At 46.8% G+C, this 17,921-nt stretch carries 15 protein-coding genes and 1 tRNA gene; 6 read left to right on the forward strand and 10 right to left on the reverse strand.

Annotated features, from left to right (window positions below; all coding sequences use genetic code 11):
• Window positions 1–120: 120 nt before the first annotated feature.
• The 6 genes from lepA to HRU69_00430 form a co-directional block, all read right to left on the reverse strand.
• The gene (gene lepA / locus HRU69_00405; protein ID QOI96027.1) at window positions 121–1,905 is read right to left on the reverse strand and encodes an elongation factor 4; all 1,785 of its coding nucleotides are present in this window, start codon (window positions 1,903–1,905) and stop codon (window positions 121–123) included.
• A gap of 63 nt (window positions 1,906–1,968) precedes the next feature.
• Window positions 1,969–2,424, reverse strand: a complete 456-nt coding sequence (locus HRU69_00410; protein ID QOI96028.1) for an RES family NAD+ phosphorylase — start codon at window positions 2,422–2,424, stop codon at window positions 1,969–1,971.
• Window positions 2,421–2,903, reverse strand: coding sequence for a DUF2384 domain-containing protein (locus tag HRU69_00415; protein ID QOI96029.1), 483 nt, complete (start codon window positions 2,901–2,903; stop codon window positions 2,421–2,423). The genes HRU69_00410 and HRU69_00415 overlap by 4 nt, the downstream gene beginning before the upstream one ends.
• A gap of 75 nt (window positions 2,904–2,978) precedes the next feature.
• The gene (locus HRU69_00420) at window positions 2,979–4,556 is read right to left on the reverse strand and encodes an amidohydrolase family protein (protein ID QOI96030.1); all 1,578 of its coding nucleotides are present in this window, start codon (window positions 4,554–4,556) and stop codon (window positions 2,979–2,981) included.
• 77 nt (window positions 4,557–4,633) lie between these two features.
• The gene (locus tag HRU69_00425) at window positions 4,634–8,689 is read right to left on the reverse strand and encodes a DUF4011 domain-containing protein (GenBank protein QOI96031.1); all 4,056 of its coding nucleotides are present in this window, start codon (window positions 8,687–8,689) and stop codon (window positions 4,634–4,636) included.
• Entirely contained in the window at window positions 8,682–9,572 is an 891-nt protein-coding gene (locus tag HRU69_00430) for a helix-hairpin-helix domain-containing protein (protein QOI96032.1), read from the reverse strand. The genes HRU69_00425 and HRU69_00430 overlap by 8 nt, the downstream gene beginning before the upstream one ends.
• Window positions 9,573–9,764: 192 nt before the next feature.
• Between HRU69_00430 and HRU69_00435 the strand changes: the two genes are divergently transcribed.
• The 4 genes from HRU69_00435 (at window position 9,765) to HRU69_00450 (ending at window position 12,380) form a co-directional block, all read left to right on the forward strand.
• A complete protein-coding gene (locus HRU69_00435; GenBank protein QOI98785.1) occupies window positions 9,765–10,184 on the forward strand; it encodes an RNA polymerase sigma factor in 420 nt (139 codons plus the stop codon).
• Between the two features lie 3 nt (window positions 10,185–10,187).
• Window positions 10,188–10,808, forward strand: coding sequence for a hypothetical protein (locus HRU69_00440; GenBank protein QOI96033.1), 621 nt, complete (start codon window positions 10,188–10,190; stop codon window positions 10,806–10,808).
• Between the two features lie 145 nt (window positions 10,809–10,953).
• Window positions 10,954–11,838: a LytTR family transcriptional regulator gene (locus tag HRU69_00445; protein ID QOI96034.1), complete on the forward strand. Its 885-nt coding sequence runs from the start codon at window positions 10,954–10,956 to the stop codon at window positions 11,836–11,838.
• 137 nt (window positions 11,839–11,975) lie between these two features.
• Complete coding sequence (locus HRU69_00450; protein ID QOI96035.1) at window positions 11,976–12,380, forward strand: hypothetical protein; 405 nt, start codon at window positions 11,976–11,978, stop codon at window positions 12,378–12,380.
• 40 nt (window positions 12,381–12,420) lie between these two features.
• Here the strand turns inward: HRU69_00450 and HRU69_00455 are convergent, their stop codons facing one another.
• Window positions 12,421–13,656 carry a glutamate--cysteine ligase gene (locus tag HRU69_00455; protein QOI96036.1) on the reverse strand — a complete coding sequence of 412 codons (1,236 nt, stop codon included), beginning with the start codon at window positions 13,654–13,656 and terminating at the stop codon, window positions 12,421–12,423.
• Window positions 13,657–13,693: 37 nt separating this feature from the next.
• Window positions 13,694–14,482 (reverse strand): RMD1 family protein, encoded by a 789-nt coding sequence (locus HRU69_00460; GenBank protein QOI96037.1) that lies wholly within the window; start codon window positions 14,480–14,482, stop codon window positions 13,694–13,696.
• A gap of 91 nt (window positions 14,483–14,573) precedes the next feature.
• On the opposite strand from HRU69_00460, the gene HRU69_00465 reads away from it, so the two are divergent.
• Both HRU69_00465 and HRU69_00470 read left to right on the forward strand, forming a co-directional pair.
• Entirely contained in the window at window positions 14,574–15,338 is a 765-nt protein-coding gene (locus HRU69_00465; GenBank protein ID QOI96038.1) for a S1/P1 nuclease, read from the forward strand.
• Window positions 15,339–15,451: 113 nt separating this feature from the next.
• Window positions 15,452–15,904, forward strand: a complete 453-nt coding sequence (locus tag HRU69_00470; protein QOI96039.1) for a YbjN domain-containing protein — start codon at window positions 15,452–15,454, stop codon at window positions 15,902–15,904.
• Between the two features lie 12 nt (window positions 15,905–15,916).
• Here the strand turns inward: HRU69_00470 and HRU69_00475 are convergent, their stop codons facing one another.
• Entirely contained in the window at window positions 15,917–17,722 is a 1,806-nt protein-coding gene (locus HRU69_00475; protein QOI96040.1) for an AAA family ATPase, read from the reverse strand.
• A 103-nt stretch (window positions 17,723–17,825) separates the two neighbouring features.
• Window positions 17,826–17,900: transfer RNA gene (locus HRU69_00480), tRNA-Arg, on the reverse strand.
• Between the last annotated feature and the right edge of the window lie 21 nt (window positions 17,901–17,921).

Raw genomic sequence — 17,921 nt, forward strand, 5'->3', positions numbered from 1 at the left:
AAGGAAATAACGGATCAGTTGAGCTTGCATCCGGATAAACTCACGTTGGTTTTTAATGGACTGCTCTAATTTTCTGTTGAATGATTCCAGGTTTTTATCAAGTCTTTCCACCCTGCGAAGTTAATCAATCTTCAGCACTGCCATAAAGGCCTCCTGGGGTATTTCCACATTGCCCACCTGGCGCATGCGCTTCTTTCCTTTCTTTTGTTTTTCCAGCAGTTTACGCTTACGCGTGATGTCTCCACCATAGCATTTTGCCAACACGTTTTTGCGAAGCGCCTTAACGGTTTCACGGGCAACGATCTTCTGACCGATAGCCGCCTGGATGGCTATTTCAAACATCTGGCGAGGCAGTAATTCGCGCAGTTTTTCACAAAGTTTTTTACCCCACTCGTACGCTTTGCTGCGGTGCACAATAGCCGAAAGGGCATCTACCTTCTCTCCGTTTAACTGGATATCCAGCTTTACCATATCGGATTCACGGAAACCAATCAGGTGGTAATCGAGCGAGGCATATCCTTTCGAAATCGTTTTTAGCTTATCAAAGAAGTCGAACACAATTTCTGCCAGCGGCATTTCAAACGTCATCTCTACCCGGTCGGTGGTGAGGTATGACTGGTTTTTGATCACTCCGCGTTTGTCCATACACAGTTTAATGATGGGTCCGATAAACTCGGCTTTCGTAATAATCTGTGCTTTGATGTAGGGTTCTTCAATGTGATCAACCGTATTGGGCTCCGGCATTTCGGAGGGTGCGTTGATTTCATACATGGAGCCATCGGTTTTAATGGCGCGGAACTGCACAGATGGAACCGTGGTAATAACCGTCATGCCAAACTCACGTTCCAGGCGTTCCTGGATAATCTCCATGTGAAGCATGCCGAGAAAACCACAGCGAAAACCAAAACCCAGGGCAGCGGAAGTTTCAGGTTCCCAAACCAGCGAAGCATCATTCAACTGAAGTTTTTCCATGGAAGCCCGCAGTTCTTCAAACTCGGTGGTATCAACCGGATAAATTCCGGCAAACACCATGGGCTTTACATTTTCAAAACCTTTTACGGCTTCGCCCGGGCGGTCGGCATGGGTAATCGTATCGCCCACATGCACTTCGCTGGCCACTTTAATTCCGGAGATGAGGTATCCTACATTGCCGGCATGGATGTGATGAAGCGGATGCTTCTCCAGTTTCAGTACACCTATCTCGTCTGCCGTGTACTCCTTTCCTGTACTAACAAACTTTACTTTGTCTCCCTTTTTTATCGATCCGTTAAATACGCGGAAATAAACTTCAATGCCGCGAAACGAGTTAAATACTGAATCGAAAATCATAGCCTGAAGTGGGGCGTTCGGATCGCCCTTCGGAGGTTTTATGCGCTCAACAACGGCTCGCAGAATATCGTCAATACCAATACCCTCCTTGGCGCTGGCGCGAATCACATCCTCAGGTTTACAGCCAATCAGGTCAACGATTTCATCGGTAACCTCTTCGGGCATGGCGTGCGGAAGATCAATTTTATTAAGCACGGGTATTATTTCCAGATCGTGCTCCAATGCCAGGTAAAGATTGGAAATGGTTTGGGCTTCAATACCCTGGCTGGCATCAACAATCAGTAACGCCCCTTCGCAGGCTGCAATGGAGCGCGATACCTCGTATGAAAAGTCAACATGGCCCGGGGTGTCAATCAGGTTCAGGATGTAATCCTTTCCATCCATCTTGTAATTCATCTGGATGGCGTGGGCTTTTATGGTAATGCCCTTTTCACGTTCCAGGTCCATATTATCAAGCACCTGGTCCTGCATCTGCCGGTCCGTTAATGTTCCGGTTGCCTCTAACAGCCTGTCGGCCAGCGTACTTTTACCGTGGTCAATGTGGGCAATAATGCAAAAATTGCGGATGTTCTCCATACCCGTCAGTTCCTCGAAAAATTTTGAGCCACAAAAGTACGATAAATGGCCAAAACCAACCCATTATCGTACAATGCGTTGATCAAGCTTTAGCGGATAAACCTTCCAAACAATCTTCCGAAAGTCAGCAGCAAGCGGATTGATTACATAATTAACCGATGTGCGATCGACCACCGAAGGAACGGCAAAGCTAACAACACCTTTTGCCAGTAATGCATCGCCATAGCGTTGCGAGGCTTTGCCTGCAGGCAGGCTATCCCAGCCAGCAGGCAAGTGGCTGAGTTCCGGGTAGAAAATCAGGATATCAGGAATAGTAAACTCCTGAACAGAATACAACACGTACCGTTCAGCCGCAAAAAGTTCCGGATCAACGGTGAGTCGCTCCAGTAAACCCGATGCAACCGAACTGCTTGCATAGAGAGCCGGGCAGCCGGCAGAATTCCAGCGGCCGCCATACCGTTTGGCCCCTTCACCGCTACCATCGCAAAACACGGTTCGCGCAATGCGGTACGCCTTCATACGGCAACACCATGTTGCAACCGCATGATTTCAGTTTTCAACATGGTAATACCTTCCGATACATCAATTAAGTCAAGCGGACGGATATTACCCAGGCTGAATAACGGGCGGTCCATCCACCTGCGAAAACCTTCCAAACCAAAATAGCCGATACCCGCAGCATAGAGTTCGGCCAGCGCATACATTTTTTCTGACTGAACCGAATCAAAAACATCGGTTCGCTGAATAGTTTTTGATGAAACTGCCAGCGCAGAGGCCAGTGTTTCGTTGTCCAGGCCCGTTACTTCTTTTAGGCGATCGAATACACTTTTTTTAAAGCCAGACCGGAAAGTGCTGATACGATTGAGCGGTTCCGTTATACTGCCCGGTTCAACGCCCAAAACTGAGAAAACCGAAACCGGTTCACTTAAATTATAGGCGAAAGCCGGTTCACTAACCGATGAAAACTGCCTCCTTTTGGAGTATTTTTTAGGTTTCACTGAAGTTTAGTGGATAATTGTCCACTAATATAACGCAATTTGTCCTCCAACGATTCACTAAATGAAAACTATTTTCTACTCATTACCGGGTTGCTTAATGGTAAAGCCCGTTTTAGCCTTTTCGTCAGCCACGATTTTACGCACATCAGCCAACAGCTTTTTGGCATCATAAACAATTCCATCCTTAATGGTGTATTTCACTCCGCCCACACGTACAGGTTTGTTCTCGTCTGACAGTTTAATGGCACCCGTACCGTAAAGCACCTGTAAATTTTCAAGCGGGTTTTGGTCAACAATAACAAAATCAGCAAGCTTGCCTACTTCAACTGAACCTAAATCTTTTTCCACACCCAATGCCTGCGCACCGTACAACGTAGCCGAACGGATTACTTCAAGCGGATGAAACCCTGCCTCGCGGAGCAATTCCAGTTCGCGGATGTAGGCAAAGCCGTACAGTTGAAAAATGAATCCCGAATCTGATCCGGTAGTTACCCTGCCTCCGCGGTTTTTGTATTCGTTTACAAACGTCATCCACAGCCGGTAATTCTCGCGCCAGGCCACTTCCTGCTCGGTACCCCAGGCAAACCAATACGAACCATGCGCCCTTCGGTTAGGTTGATAGAAAGACCACAACTGCGGCAGGGTATACTCCTCGTGCCACTCGGCCCTGCGTGCGCGGTGTAAATCACGGCTGGCTTCATAAATATTAAAGGTAGGATCGAGCGTGAAATCCAGTTTCAGCAACTCATTCATTACGTTATTCCAATGCTCCGAGTAAGGGGCCGCGGCCTGCTTCCAGAGTTTACCGGCATTTTCAAACCGATGCTGTTCGTTCTGATAATTATAATCAAGCGGATAATCCTGAATGGTGCGATCGGTAAACAAGGCTTCGGGTAAGCCATACCAGTGTTCCATGCTGGTTAGCCCGGCTCGGGCCGACTTGACCACATTCCAGCGGGCCACATCCATTTGCGCATGGTGGCAGCATGACCGCAAACCGAGCTTCTTATTCTCTTCAATGGCCGCCTGCATTATTTCAGGCGCGGCACCGAAAAATTTAATTCCATCAGCGCCTCTGGCCTTGTTATTGCGCACCCACTCGCGGGCCATTTCCGCAGTGCTGATTGGTTTATCACTTCCCTGCCCAAAGGAGGTATAAGCAAAAAGCCGGGGGGCAGTTATCAGATTTTTTGCGCTCTTCTGTTTCTGGTCGAGTACCCAGTCCAATCCGTTACCGGCCGAAGGATCGCGAACGGTGGTAATTCCATGGCTCATCCACAATTTAAAAACATACTCGGCATTGGGCGCCTGAAAGCCGCCAATGTGGCCGTGCATATCAATGAAACCGGGCATCAGGTACATGCCTTCGGCATTTAATTCTTTACCGCCTGCATCGAGTTTTGGGCGCCTATCTTGGTTAACGGGCACACCCGGGTAACCAACATTAACAATACGTTCAATGCGGTTTTGCTTTACAACAATATCAACCGGGCCAATGGGTGGCGCACCGGTACCATCAATAAGGGTTACACCCCGGATGATTAATTGCGGATAAGGGCCCTCGCCTTCTTTAACTTCAGGAGCCTTTGATACATTGCCCTGAGCAAACAATGCGGTTGAAAACAACACAACGAGGTAGAGTATGCGCTTCATAAAATTTTGTTTATCACGCAAAAGCTAAACAACTTCTTGTGAAAAGAAAACCAATCCGTGATAACCGCTATAAGAAATTATGCAGTTGTTGATTTGTTGGTCTGAGGTGCAGTTGGGTCGCTCAGTCGGTAGGCAAACCGGCTGATTTCCTGTTGAACCTGATCGGGGTTATTCCACCAATTCCGGCTGTGCAGGCGTAACCAGGGCCACCCTTTAGCCTCCAGGAGAAGCGGTATATAAATATGTCCCTCTTTTGCAGTTATCATTTGCTCGTAGGCTTCATCATCGCACACCAGTATTCCAACATTACCTGTGGATTCACTAATAAGGATATCGCCTATAGGCCAGGGACACGGTTTTAATTTGATGGGCACATTCGCGGGGCCACCCATTTTCAGCACGGATGCCGACAAGTACCACGAGGCAGCATGTTTTGGTGCTTGCAATGCGGGTGCAAACTTGCCTTCCGAAACCAATCGGGCAAATTCGAGGTACGCCCGAAGCAGTTTAGGGCCATCGTTTTTAATTCCCTGTAGCTTCAGTTCCTCCGGCCATATACTGGTTATAACAATTACCTTTTGCCTGGCGCGTGTTATGGCTACGTTAAGCCTGTTTTCGCCACCCAAAACATTAAGGCTGCCAAAGTGCATATTGAGTTTACCCGATGAGTCGGGTGCATAGGCTGTTGAAAAGATGATTACATCCCGCTCATCGCCCTGCACATTCTCGATATTCTTAACAAATAATGACTCGGGTACGGCATTGCCCTGCAGCCGTGCTACTTCCAGTAAGTCCTGAATAAGTTCCTGCTGCGATGCATTAAAGGTTACAACACCTATTGTCCATTCCGGATTGGTATGCCCTAAGTCTATGACTTTGATTATCACAGCTTCGGCTTCTTTCTGATTGGTTTGATCCTTCCATTGACCTTTTACATTCAAATATTCAATAGCCCTGATATGCGGGTTTGACATTTTTCGGTGCGGAAGGTTACGCAATTTGCCTTTGTAAAAATGGCGATTTGAAAAATCTATCAGTTCTGCAGACTGGCTGCGGTAGTGGTGCTGCAGTAACACCGTGGGCAAATACCGGGAGGTCAAATCCAATAGTGATTCAAGTTCAAGATCGGGTATTTCATCTTCCTCGTGAAACCGCACCTGGTACAAATCAAAAGGCTTTAACTGATTACTGTCGCCCGCCACCACCACTTGCCGGGCGCGGTAAATAGCCGGCAGCCCCCGCTCAGCAAAACACTGGCTGGCTTCATCAAAAATGACGAGGTCAAAAATTTCGCTGAAAGGAAACAGGGCCGAAACGGTTTCGGGCGAAGCCATCCAGCAGGGGATCAGGTTAAACAACTCGTGGTGAAATTCGCTGATGAGCTTGCGCAACGGCCACAGCTTTTTCTTTTTGTTTACCTGGTGAAATAAATCGCGGTATGTTATCCGGTTATTCAGGCGGTTATATTCAACCCGCTCATACGTTCGTTCGCGTGCGCGGATCAATACCAGCTCTGCACTGAGTTTTTGCTTTTCAGCAACCGCCCTGGCTAACTCTTGTTCCAGTTGTTCTAACTTTGTGGTTGCCACCAGGCGCAGCACCGGAAACTTAGCTTCCAGGTGTTCAATCCATGCCAGGCGCAAACTGTTTTGAAATACAACTTCAAAGCGGGTTTCATCCCAGGTTTTTAATTCATCGTAAAGCCGGTAAACAATTTCCAATTCATGCGATGACAAACTTTCTTTTAACAAATCGGCTTCGCGCAATACATCAAAGTCCAGGCGCAGTTGCTGAATCAGGTTAAACCAAAGCCCCGGCTGTTTAGCCAACTCACTAATCTGGTAAGGAGTAAGGTGGGTTAACCACCCGGATTTCCGTTCGGCCATCTGCTTCAACAAATCGAAGATGTCCCATAATCTTCGCAGAAACTCCTCTCGTGAAAACAACTGAACCGGCAGGGCTTTACTGATGGTGCGTAAAGAACCGAACAACAACCTTGCCCGAACACCCAACAACTGCTTTTCGAACCATTTTTTAAATTTTCGCTTGTCGTACTGATCCGGTATATCCAACAGCCACTTTTTTTCTTTTAGCGCGGTGAGGTGATGCTCCAGATTAAGGCGGTTGTCAAGGCGTTCCTCCAGTGTTTGTAACCCGTGCTTATTGTACGGAAGGTTGTTGGCAATGAGAATGCGTTTCAGAAAAAACTTGTGCTCCGAGAAAAGCTCCCACCGGATTAACCGAACGAGGTTTCTGCGGGCCGTAAGGCGCTGCTGCAAGGCCACCTGGCACTTCCCTATCTGATCATCCGTTAACGTTGCCTCAACACCGGCACCGTCAAAACAATTCATACACACCCGTTCCATATTTTGAAGCCACAACAGGTTGGTGGTTTCCTCCTTTTCTTCCGTCATGGCTTTAAAGAATCCAAACACCAGTTCATCGGTTAGCAGGCCTGCCAGTTCATCGGCATCCGCTTTTCTGGTTAGCAGGTTTTCAGCCTCCTCAAATGATATCGGATAGTGCAGCAGGTCGGCCAGCCGGAGGCTGCAGTCCTCCTGAAATTCCTTCACGTCTTTAATTGTCCGCTCAATTTCATCCCGATCGGAAAGCTGATAGCGGGCAAACGATTTTCTGTTTTTCCACAGGTAGTCATCCGCTTCCGTGCTTTTTGCATGACGTACAAATGCCTTTATTTTCCGCAAAACCGGGGGCAATGTTTGAAAATCAAACAGTTGATACTCCTGCCGGAGGTTGATGCGTTGGGTGGTCGGATCGGTGGTGAGGTAAAGTTCTTTGGCTGAAAGTCCGCATTCTTTGTCAGTAAAGAGCGCCTTTCTATATTCCTCGAGTTCTTCGGTAAGCTGATCAATTATGCGGGCAAGTTGTACAAAATTACGTTCGGCTTGAATAACGTCTATCGTCCGGTTTTGTGCACGGTAGTCGTCAACCCGTTCAACCTGGTTGGCAATTTTTCCGAAGAGGCGTTTGCGGTCATCGCGAAAATCATGCACAAGGGCGGTAAATGCCGACAAGCCTACGGTACGCAATCGCTCATACACAATATCTAACGCTACCCGTTTTTGACAGACCAGTAAAACCCGTTTGCCTGAAGCCATGCCATCCGCAATCAGATTGGCAATAAGTTGTGATTTTCCGGTACCTGGAGGCCCTTGTACCACCACCGAATGACCCAACTTGATGCTTTTCAGCGCATGCTCCTGCCAGGCATCCTGTTTAAACGGGGCAAAAACGCGCTCTTCTTTAACTGCCAGGTTAACTGCTATGGTATCCTGCAAGCGCACAGCATGTGTTGCCGTTGATTTTGAAGCAAAAAAATCTTCGAGGCAGGGAAATGAATTTGTTTCAATAAGTTGGAGATAATCCGGCACCAGTTGTGAATCGGCCTGAGGAAAAATTCCCAACACGGCTTCCTGAAACAATTTCAGCTCACCGTTACGATGCAGTTTATCAAATTGATCGCGCGTAAACTCATCAAGTGTCCGTATCGTGCTGGTAAAAGTGTCGGGATTAAAATTGATTTCTATCTTTTCTTTTAAAAGCTGGTAGAGCTGCGTGCGGAAAACTGTACTATCCGAATCAAACTCCTCAAAAGAAGTATCGAGCAATTCTTCTTTTACGGCAACCTGGTTAAAATGAAAATAGGCCAGCAGCAACGATTTGTTGAAGGTTATCTCTCCATCGGCCCGCCTGCGTATAACCCATGAACCATTTTCTGCCTGCAGTTCAACCGGAAAAAAAAGTAAAGGCGCACGCACGGGTGTTCCATCGGCAAATTTTCCACGAAGCATTGGCCAGCCAACATGCAAATCGCGCGTGCCTTTTTCATCAAACAGAAATTTTTCCAGTCGGTGTAGCCGCTTAAGCCTGGTGCTTACCAGATTTACCGCTTCTACACGGCTGTCGGTCACCGGGCAAACCGCAAGGGGTCGCTGGGCAATTAATGCCTCAATTATTTCAAATGCATTTTTAACTGCCAGGCGATTAAGTTGAGCCAAATCGAGTACCTGGTGCCCTGTTTGGCGCAGCAAGAACAACAACCGGTTATTGCCCGCAAGGCGTGTAAGTCTGCGTAAGTAAACTTTAAAAATATGTTCCACCTGGTTATTCAACAGTAAGGTAAGGTTTAGTTTTCAGGTACACCTCTGGCGGTACCAACTGCACATGGGCAAGGTCAGCGATGGTACGAAACCGGCCATGCTGAAATCGGTAGGTTACAATAGCACGGGCTACCGCCCTCGAAAGATAGGGATGAGCCGCCAGCTGCGCTTCGCTTGCTTCATTAATGTTAAGAAGTACCGGTTCAAAATTGGCATTAACCGTTAATTGCCTGTTAACCTGCTGAACTACTGCCGAATCCAGACCGTACACTTCATAAAGTTGATTGGTATTGACAAATCCACCGAGGGCATCGCGGTACTTAACAATGCGCCTGGCCAGCACCGGTCCGATACCCTTAAGTAACTGAAGTTGCAGCGTATCCGCCTGGTTGAGATCGAAAACAGGTATTACCGTTTCGGTAAGCGACCTGCTTGCATTACCAGGCAGGTACCCCTCTGGCGCTTCGGTTATAAAAACGTAAGGCCGCAACTGTGTGTAAAGGCCGGTATCCATTGCATATAGCTTCAGCAAATCATCCGGCTTTCGGAAGCGGCCGCCTTTGTCACGGTAATGGATTAGCTGATTGGCAAGCCGGGCAGAAAACCCCAGCATCACCAATTCGGATTGAGTTGCCAGGTTGGGGTCAAAACGAAATAAGGAATCAGGTATCGGTAAATTTTTTTTCTCTTTACCTGCTGCACCATTGCGAAAACGGGCAACAAGGGTGTCAAGTTTTGACGTTTCCGTGCTGCCAATCATAGCAAAGCGGGTTATCCTCCGGTAAAGCGGTTCAGAAAAAATAAAGAGCACAATCAGCGGCAGCAATAGCAAAAATGCATTTACCTGAGCACGGGTAAACCCAAAAAAATTACCTATTTGCTTCCGGAAGCCCATGCCAATAAGCTGGATGCGTTAAGCCAAATTAAACTAAAAACCAATCTATTCAAGAATATCAATTAACCTCCAAGTAATAATCTTTCATACCTTTCGACTGATTCAATACGAAACGTGCAGCCGGAGAACGGACAAGAAGCCTACTTCATTAATCTGATCAGTGAACATCAGGGCCTTATCCACAAGGTTTGTATGATGTACGAAAATGATCGGGAGGCACGCAATGATTTATTTCAGGAAATCGTACTCCAGTTATGGAAGTCATTCCACACCTTCCGGGGTGATGCCAAAATTACAACCTGGATGTATCGCATTGCCCTGAATACGGCCATATCGGGTTTGCGAAAACAAACCCGCAAGATTCAGACACAGGATTTGAATGATTACCACCTGAATATTGCCGAACGCGAACCCGACAACCCGGAAGAAGATTTTGACAAGTTGCAGTGGGCCATCCGCAAACTTTCAGAAATCGACCGGGCCATGATTATGATGGCACTTGACGAAGTGCCTTATGATGAAATTGCCGAAACGATGGGTATTACGCAAAACAATGTACGGGTACGGATGAACCGCATCCGTGAAAAGCTGAGAAAACTAATGAACGGATAAGTTATGGAAGAGTTCAATGATTTGAAATCCATCTGGAAGCAGCAACCTGCGGGCATTGATGCCAAAAACACCGATGAGATTGCCCGTATGTTACAGGGCCGAAGTACCTCCATTGTTACGAAACTTAAACGGAGCGTGTGGTTTGAACTTTCCTTCACCATCGCCAGCGGCATCGGGCTGGCCGTTTACGGTTTGTATGCAAAAAGCGGCCAGTTGAAATGGATGGTGCTTACCCTGGCCATAACCCTGGCAGCCTACATTTTTTACTATGCAAAAAAACTTAAACTGCTCAGCCGGTATGAACTTAGCAGGGGCAACCTGAAAACCAACCTCGAAAACCTTGTTGAAGGCCTGACCGCATACTTATCGTTTTATAAACGCAGCTACACCATTCTTTACCCGGTATTTTTCTGCATCGGATTGCTTTTTGGTGCACTTGATGCCGGGTGGGATAATTTTCTCCACCGGTTTACACAAACCGGGTTTCTGATTTGGTTTGTACTGGTTGCTACCCTTTTTATGGTAGGTGTTTTCAAAATTACCGACTGGTATCTTAAAAAGCTTTATGGCAACCATCTGGCAAAGTTGAAAGAACTACTCAACGAATTATCGGCATCCGGCTGAGGCGTTCACCCCAAAAATGGGCATTTCGCCCCGCAAAACACCAACAGGCCTGATTCTTATGAAAAGTTTGCTTCAATCGTTTCTTCTTTACCCGGTACTTCAAAACCATAAGTTATGGATTTCGTAATGGCCACAGGAAGAGCATATGAATCTGAAAACCAGGCTGCGTGAGCCATTCCCCTACTATTTGCAGGATGACCGCAGAAACCTTGCACTCATTGCGGTTATCAGCTTGTTTGTGGTGGTGTTTATGTTTGCCTTTAAAACCCCTGGCGATCACGACCTTACCTTACCGCAGCACTTTCTCTTCGGAGGGATTACCTTTCTGTGTCTGGTTATAACTATTATTGTCCTTCCAAAACTATTCCCTGCCTGGTTTGACCAGTGGACACTTGGTAAATACATCCTCATCAACATAGGGCATTTGTTCCTGATCGGGATGGCCAGTTCAGTGGTTGATATCGTTTACATTTGTCCCCACCTGTCGGTTGCCGAGAATCTCATCCAGGCTAACAGCCGTGTACTGATAAAAGGAGTAATACCCATTGCGCTTACAACGCTTATCATTCGTAATACCCAACTGCGGCAAAACCTGAGCAGCGCTTTACAGGCCAATCGGGAATTGCAAAAAATTCAACATCTAAAAACAGACTCCGGCAAGGAAACAAACCGTATTACCCTGCAAAGCGAAACCAGCGAAACACTGGAAGTTAACCTGCCCGATTTGTTATTTGTTGAGGCCGATGACAATTATTCAACTGTATTCTGGCGAAACGGGCCTGGTATTCAACATAAATTGTTACGGGCTAATCTCAAAAACATAGAAAACCAACTCAATAATTCATTTACGCTGCGGTGTCATCGATCGTTTCTGGTTAATATAAACGCCATCGATTCTGTTTCAGGCAATGCCAACGGATACAAACTAAAAATTCGAGATACCGATATCATCATCCCGGTGTCTCGGCAGAAGGGCAAAGAAGTAATGGAAAAAATTCACCAGCTTCGAAGCATGATGGAACTCGCCTGACCAACCACCCCATTTAAATTGCCAATAGCCCCAGAACTTTTTTCTTACCCCATTTGCTTTACTACTTACCCCAAACCAACGGATTTTACTTACCGCCAGTTTTGATTGGCGTTTATTTCAAAAAAAAATAACCGCTTATGAAAAAACTACTTGCCCTTACCATGCTGGTTGCTGGTGTTGCCGTCATCAGCCCGGCCCAAACACCACCACCCACAGAATACACAATTCAACTAAGCCAATCGAAACTGACCGTTAAACCCGGAGAAACCAAATCGGTAGTGCTGGCTCTTAATCGTTCAAAACGTTTCTCTGGCTATAAAGCTCAACTGGCCATTACATCCGTTTTGCCAACCGGCTTAAACGCCCGATTTGATCCTGCTGAAGGCCGGATTAACTCCAGCACGATCTACCTCGAGGCCTCCAATGAATTAAAGCCCGGACAATACCAGCTTACGGTACGGTGCGATTTGGGCCGTAAACTTAAAGCCACAGTGTTAACGGTAGTGGTAGCCGAAAATACATCTGAAGTGGCAACAAACTAATGGGTAATGCAGGTTTCGGTCTATTGCGACCGAACCTGCTTTAAGGTATAAATAACTTATTTTGTGAAAGGCAGTCGGCCAGGTGCCGGTAAACCGCCAGCCAGGCACCCGTGGTAGTAACTGATTTTGTGATTCGGGTTGCCAGCGACCCTTCACTAAAGATAATTTCCAGTTCGGGCTTCCATTTTTCAAGCGCATCGTTACCCCGGTAAATTAACCGGTCGAAAATATGCCTCCATAAGCTTCCGGCAGTTGTTTCCTTGCTGTTGAATCCAACCAGTTGCAGGTAAAGCTGATCGTGGATGATGGCCTGCTCGGCACGTTCAATGGTCAAATCGAGTATTGGCACAAGCGTTTCGGTGCGGCATTTCATCTGCGCCTCAAAGTCGCAAAACACCTCAGCTACCAGGGCCTTCACCGTTTCAATAAGTAAAGTAAGGATGGCCATTTCTGCTGCAGGGCATTCCTGCGAGTCCATGAGCCGCAGTTCGATGGAACCCCGATCGAAGCGGGGTACTGCACCACGGGCATTTACCCAAATGGGGTTAAGTATACCATTCGGATCATATGGCGCCAAATCGGACTTTATCTTTTCGTAAATGGTATTGAGGTAATTGCGTTTTGAAAAAACGGCTTCGGGTATAAGCCGGCCGGTAATGGATGGAATTTTCGACTGGTTGGTTTTATAGTATTTCAGTCGGGTATCGGCCGAGCCGGTTATCTTACCTTCAATCAAAGGTGAACTCGCGCACACTGCCGGTAAAATGGGCAGCACCAGCCGTACAGCAGCATGAAGCCGCGCAAATTCTTCATCGTCATAAAACGGCAGATTCAGATGCGTACTCTGCAGGTTTGACCAACCATGACCCCGGCAATCAAAAATTTTATTGTACATCTCATACACTTCGCTGCTTTCGTGAGGCCATAATTTTGTTTCGGTTAATGGATTAAACGATGGATGACAACCACCGGGCAACAGCCGGGCCTGCCAGGTTGAAAGAATGGCATTGATGCGTTTCACTTCATCGGCAAATGCATTTTCCAAGGCATTAAAATTTGATTCCGGTCGGGTGGACTTCAGTTCGATAACATGCAGCACCATTTCGTTTGACCAGGTAATTGCCTCACGGGTAAAATCGCTGCCGTAGTAACCCAGTTCATGCTTCAGTAACTCATCGGCTATAGGCTTAATGGTAAGCGTTTCGCTATCCACAATCATGTATTCCAACTCTACGCCATAACCCTGGAAAAGATGAATGCGTGAAGGTTGCGTCATGAGAGAGAGGTAATTGGTGTAAACTCGTTTTGGTTAATCACAGCAATTTAGAAATAATCAGGTCGAAAACTTCAACCAGTATAAGGATGATAATAATTAATTCCAGCAAACTGCTCTCACGCTGGTTGCTAATCTCCCGAAATACGGTAAGGTTTTCTTCAATGATGCGCATCATATACTCCAGCTCACTGAAGCGGACACGCAGGTCGAAGTGTTTAATCAACCCCTGGTGGAGCTTATCCAGGTACTCATCATCCCACACCAGTTCGGGCGCATCGAAAATGTAAATATTCTCGGCCACCTCGTTTTGGGTATTGAGCGCTTTGCCTATAAACCGCAGCATGTTCTTCCGGCTTATTTTCAGCTGGCCACTGGTTTCGAGGTGGTAAGTAAAGCCTTTTACTTCGGCCAGCAGTTGTTCGGTAACCGCATGGTAATGGTCCATGGCTACCGACTGGGCCAGGTTAAACATGGCGATGCGGATTACCTTTTCATCGCAGGTACTTAACACCACCTGGCCAAACTGAAATTGCATGTCACTTCCGGACTCAACCTGAAGAATGTGTTCATCGCGAAGCCATGGCGTAACCGGATTTTTATGAAAGGCCTGAACGGCTTTTACTGCCCATTTAATTTCGTCATCGGTGTATCCTGTAAAAACAATTACACCATAATTAAAATAGTATTGATACTTACCCCCTTCAAAACCATAAAACAATTCCGATGACAGATCGGCAATGGGTTTAATATCAAGGAAGTTTTTGATTCCCTTAATATCCAACTGGTTAGCCACCAGCAAGGCCGTAAGTTTAACGGTTTGTGCCATAACCTGCCCGCTGCCTTAAATTTAAAATAATGCATGCAACAAAAATGCATTAGCCTATTTTAAAGATATTTGCCGCTTAAATGAGCATGTTATGAATAAATTAATCAGTGTCATTCTGCTTACCGTTACATCATTCGTGGCGTATGGTTGGGGCCCAACCGGCCACCGCGTTACCGGATACATTGCCAATAAGTACCTGAACAAAAAAGCACGAAAAGCACTTGAACGCATTTTAGAAGGCCAGTCGCTGGCGATGGCCAGCACCTGGATGGACGAAGTGCGGTCTGATTCAACCTACAATTATATGACCGACTGGCACTGGGTAACTATACCGGATGGAATAACGTATGAAAACGCGGAAAAGAATCCCAATGGCGATGTGATTCAGGCCCTCGAACGAATTATTGCCGAACTGAAGTCGAAAAAATTAACTCCGCAGCAAGAACGGGAGCATATAAAAGTACTGATCCACCTGGTAGGCGATATCCACCAGCCGCTGCATGTGGGCCGCGGTAATGACCGCGGAGGTAATGACATTAAAGTAATGTGGTTCCGCACCGACAGCAACCTGCACCGGGTGTGGGACAGCGACATGATTGACGACACCAAACTGAGTTATACCGAACTGGCCGAATCACTCATTCTTCCTTCAGCTACCGATATTCAGGCTTTACAAAAAGCTTCCGTACGCGAGTGGGCTGCTGAAAGCATGACGTACAGAAAAAAGGTATACAACATCGGCAACAGCCGGTTAGGCTATACCTATTCTTACTTATACTTTGATGATGTTCGCCACCGCTTGCTGCAGGCCGGCATCCGGCTGGCCGGAGTGCTGAATGAGATTTATGGGAAATAGTGGCCAGCGCAGGTCACAAAGCCGATACTTAAAAATAATTTGTTCTTACTCCTTTTTTCTGTGCGGCAATTGCCCTACATTTTCTGATTAATCAGATAAAAAAGAACCTTCTTATGCAAAATCCAATTCAATTTTATTACAACCAATTTGAAGAAGTGCTGGTGGAATACAAAATTGATCCGGCCACCGCACGCGGCCAGCAGCCCGGCCAGTGGAACCTGAAACTCGGCTCCGCCAGTGTTTGGGTTGATATATTTCAATCTAAGGATGCGCAGGGCAACCTGACCAACTACGGGTACTTCCAGGTTATGGCTCCGGTTTGTGATGTACCCGTAAACAACCAACACTTGTTCACCAAGGAACTGCTGGAGATTAACCACTCGCTGTACGGTGTTGCTTTTACCATCTTTCAGGAAAAAGCCTATATCAAAGCCATCCGTGAGCTACAAGGGCTTGATAAATCGGAAATAAAAACCACACTCGACAGGGTGGGTATTTATGCCGATGACTACGATGACAAACTGAAAGCAAAATACTTTGCTTTTTCAGGCGGAGGCAGGGGATAATCCCGCGTTGCATTATTTTTTACCAACACTAAAGCCGATAGGCTTTTTGCCGGAATCGTATTCCCTGATTTCAAATTCTTTCACATCATCAAAAATGATGGTGCGCATCAAGTCAGCGGTGCGATCTTCCTTTTTCATAGCTGCCAGGCGCAGGTGCTGATTTTTAACCGCTTCGCCAACCACCTGCCGTACAGTGCGGGCGTTGCCAAAATGCTTATCGCGATTGGCGTGCAGGAAAGTAAAATAGTTCTTCAGGTGTGCAGTTGCCGGGTCATCAGGCTGTACTTCTTCACGCTTGAAAATAGATAAGGCAATGGTGAGCATATCCTCCGGTGAGTAATCCTCAAACACGAAATACTTATCGAAGCGCGAACGCAACCCCGGATTGGAATTGATGAACTCGTGCATGTTATCGGTATAGCCGGCCACAATCACCCCAAACTTTCCGCGAAAATCTTCCATCCGTTTTAGAATGACCTGAATAGACTCCGCACCAAAATCGTGTTGCGACCCGCGTTCGTTAGCCAATGCGTAAGCTTCGTCAATAAAAAGAATGCCGCCCATGGCTTCCTCAATCTTTTCGGCCGTTTTAATAGCCGTCTGACCAACATAGCCGGCAACTAACCCCTGCCGGTCAACCTCTACTAAATGTCCCTTTTCCAGGATACCCAGTCCTTTATAAATCTTGGAAAGAATTCGTGCAACGGTGGTCTTTCCTGTTCCCGGATTGCCTGTAAATACCGAATGGAGTGAAAATTTGTTTAAGAAATCCTTTCCGGTTTCCTGGTAAAACTTTACAAGTTTTACCATTTCGTTAACATCTTCCTTAACTGTTTTAAGGCCGGTTAACGCATCCAGTTCAGCCAAACTTTCATTCAATATTTCATCCAGGCTTTTATCGGTTAACGGATTAGCCAAGGTGGTTGATTTGGCAAACTGGTTCGGATCGGTGATTAGCGCTACAGTTCCTTCCTGGGCACTATCGCCCACCTGAAACACCACCGAGGCGATAAGGGTGTCCATAAATACAACCTCCATGGTATAGGTATCGGTTTTCCAGGAACCGGGTACATCGTTACCCCAGGAGGGGTAAAGGTTATACACCTGGCCGGCCGTATTTGCCGGTATGTAAACAAGCCGTGTACTGCGCCCTTTTAACTGGCCGGCATCATCGCAGAAGTTGAAGAATAACTCGGCATAGTAATCGGTTTGTGTTTTATTCTTAAAGCAAAATTCTCCCCAGATGTACCGGGTGTCTTTCTGGTTAAAGCGGCTCAGGTATTTTTTTTCGGGCTGGGTTGATGCCTGGGCATCGCCTTCAAACAGCTTAATGTGTTGGATATCGAAAAAACGGTTTTCGCCTGGGGCCGAAGGCCCCAGGTCTTCAACAAAAAATTTGGCTTCACCAACCAGTACGCCATTCAGGTAGGCTTCCCAGGCATAGTTACCGCGCAGCCAGTAGGCACCCGGTGCAGCGTTACCCCAGGAATCGCGGATGTAAACAATGTTTTCGTCTTTCAATACCTTGCGTTGTTGCTCCAGGCTGCACAGTTCCTGCTTGCCGCTTTGTGCAAAATGGAAGCATTTCAGGGTAACAGTTACATCCCATTCGGCTTCGTCAAATAGTTTATTATAAAATGAGAGTTCAGCACGCATAAACGTGGTCTCGTACCGGTCGTACACCTGGCGGTACTTTTTGGTGCCATCAGCCATCCATTCATCGGAGGCATGGACTTTTAAATCGCGGAATTTGTAATTGGTGGTTACAGGCGCAGAGCCGGTATTTTCCGGACGATTCTGATTATTTTCAAGCGACATGCGAAGAGTTTTGCCGCATAAGTTAGAAACGCGGTAAGCATTTTCAAAGCATGCAACCAGCTTTAACTAATATGTGGTTTGGCGGCCTGGAGGGAAGAGGGAATGGTGGTCTCACCGGGAGTCGAACCCAGATCAAGAGTTTAGGAAACTCCTATTCTATCCATTGAACTATGAGACCAGGCAAATGGCAGAACCAAAA

Source organism: Flammeovirgaceae bacterium (assembly GCA_015180985.1).
Classification (GTDB): Bacteria; Bacteroidota; Bacteroidia; order Cytophagales; family Cyclobacteriaceae; genus UBA2336.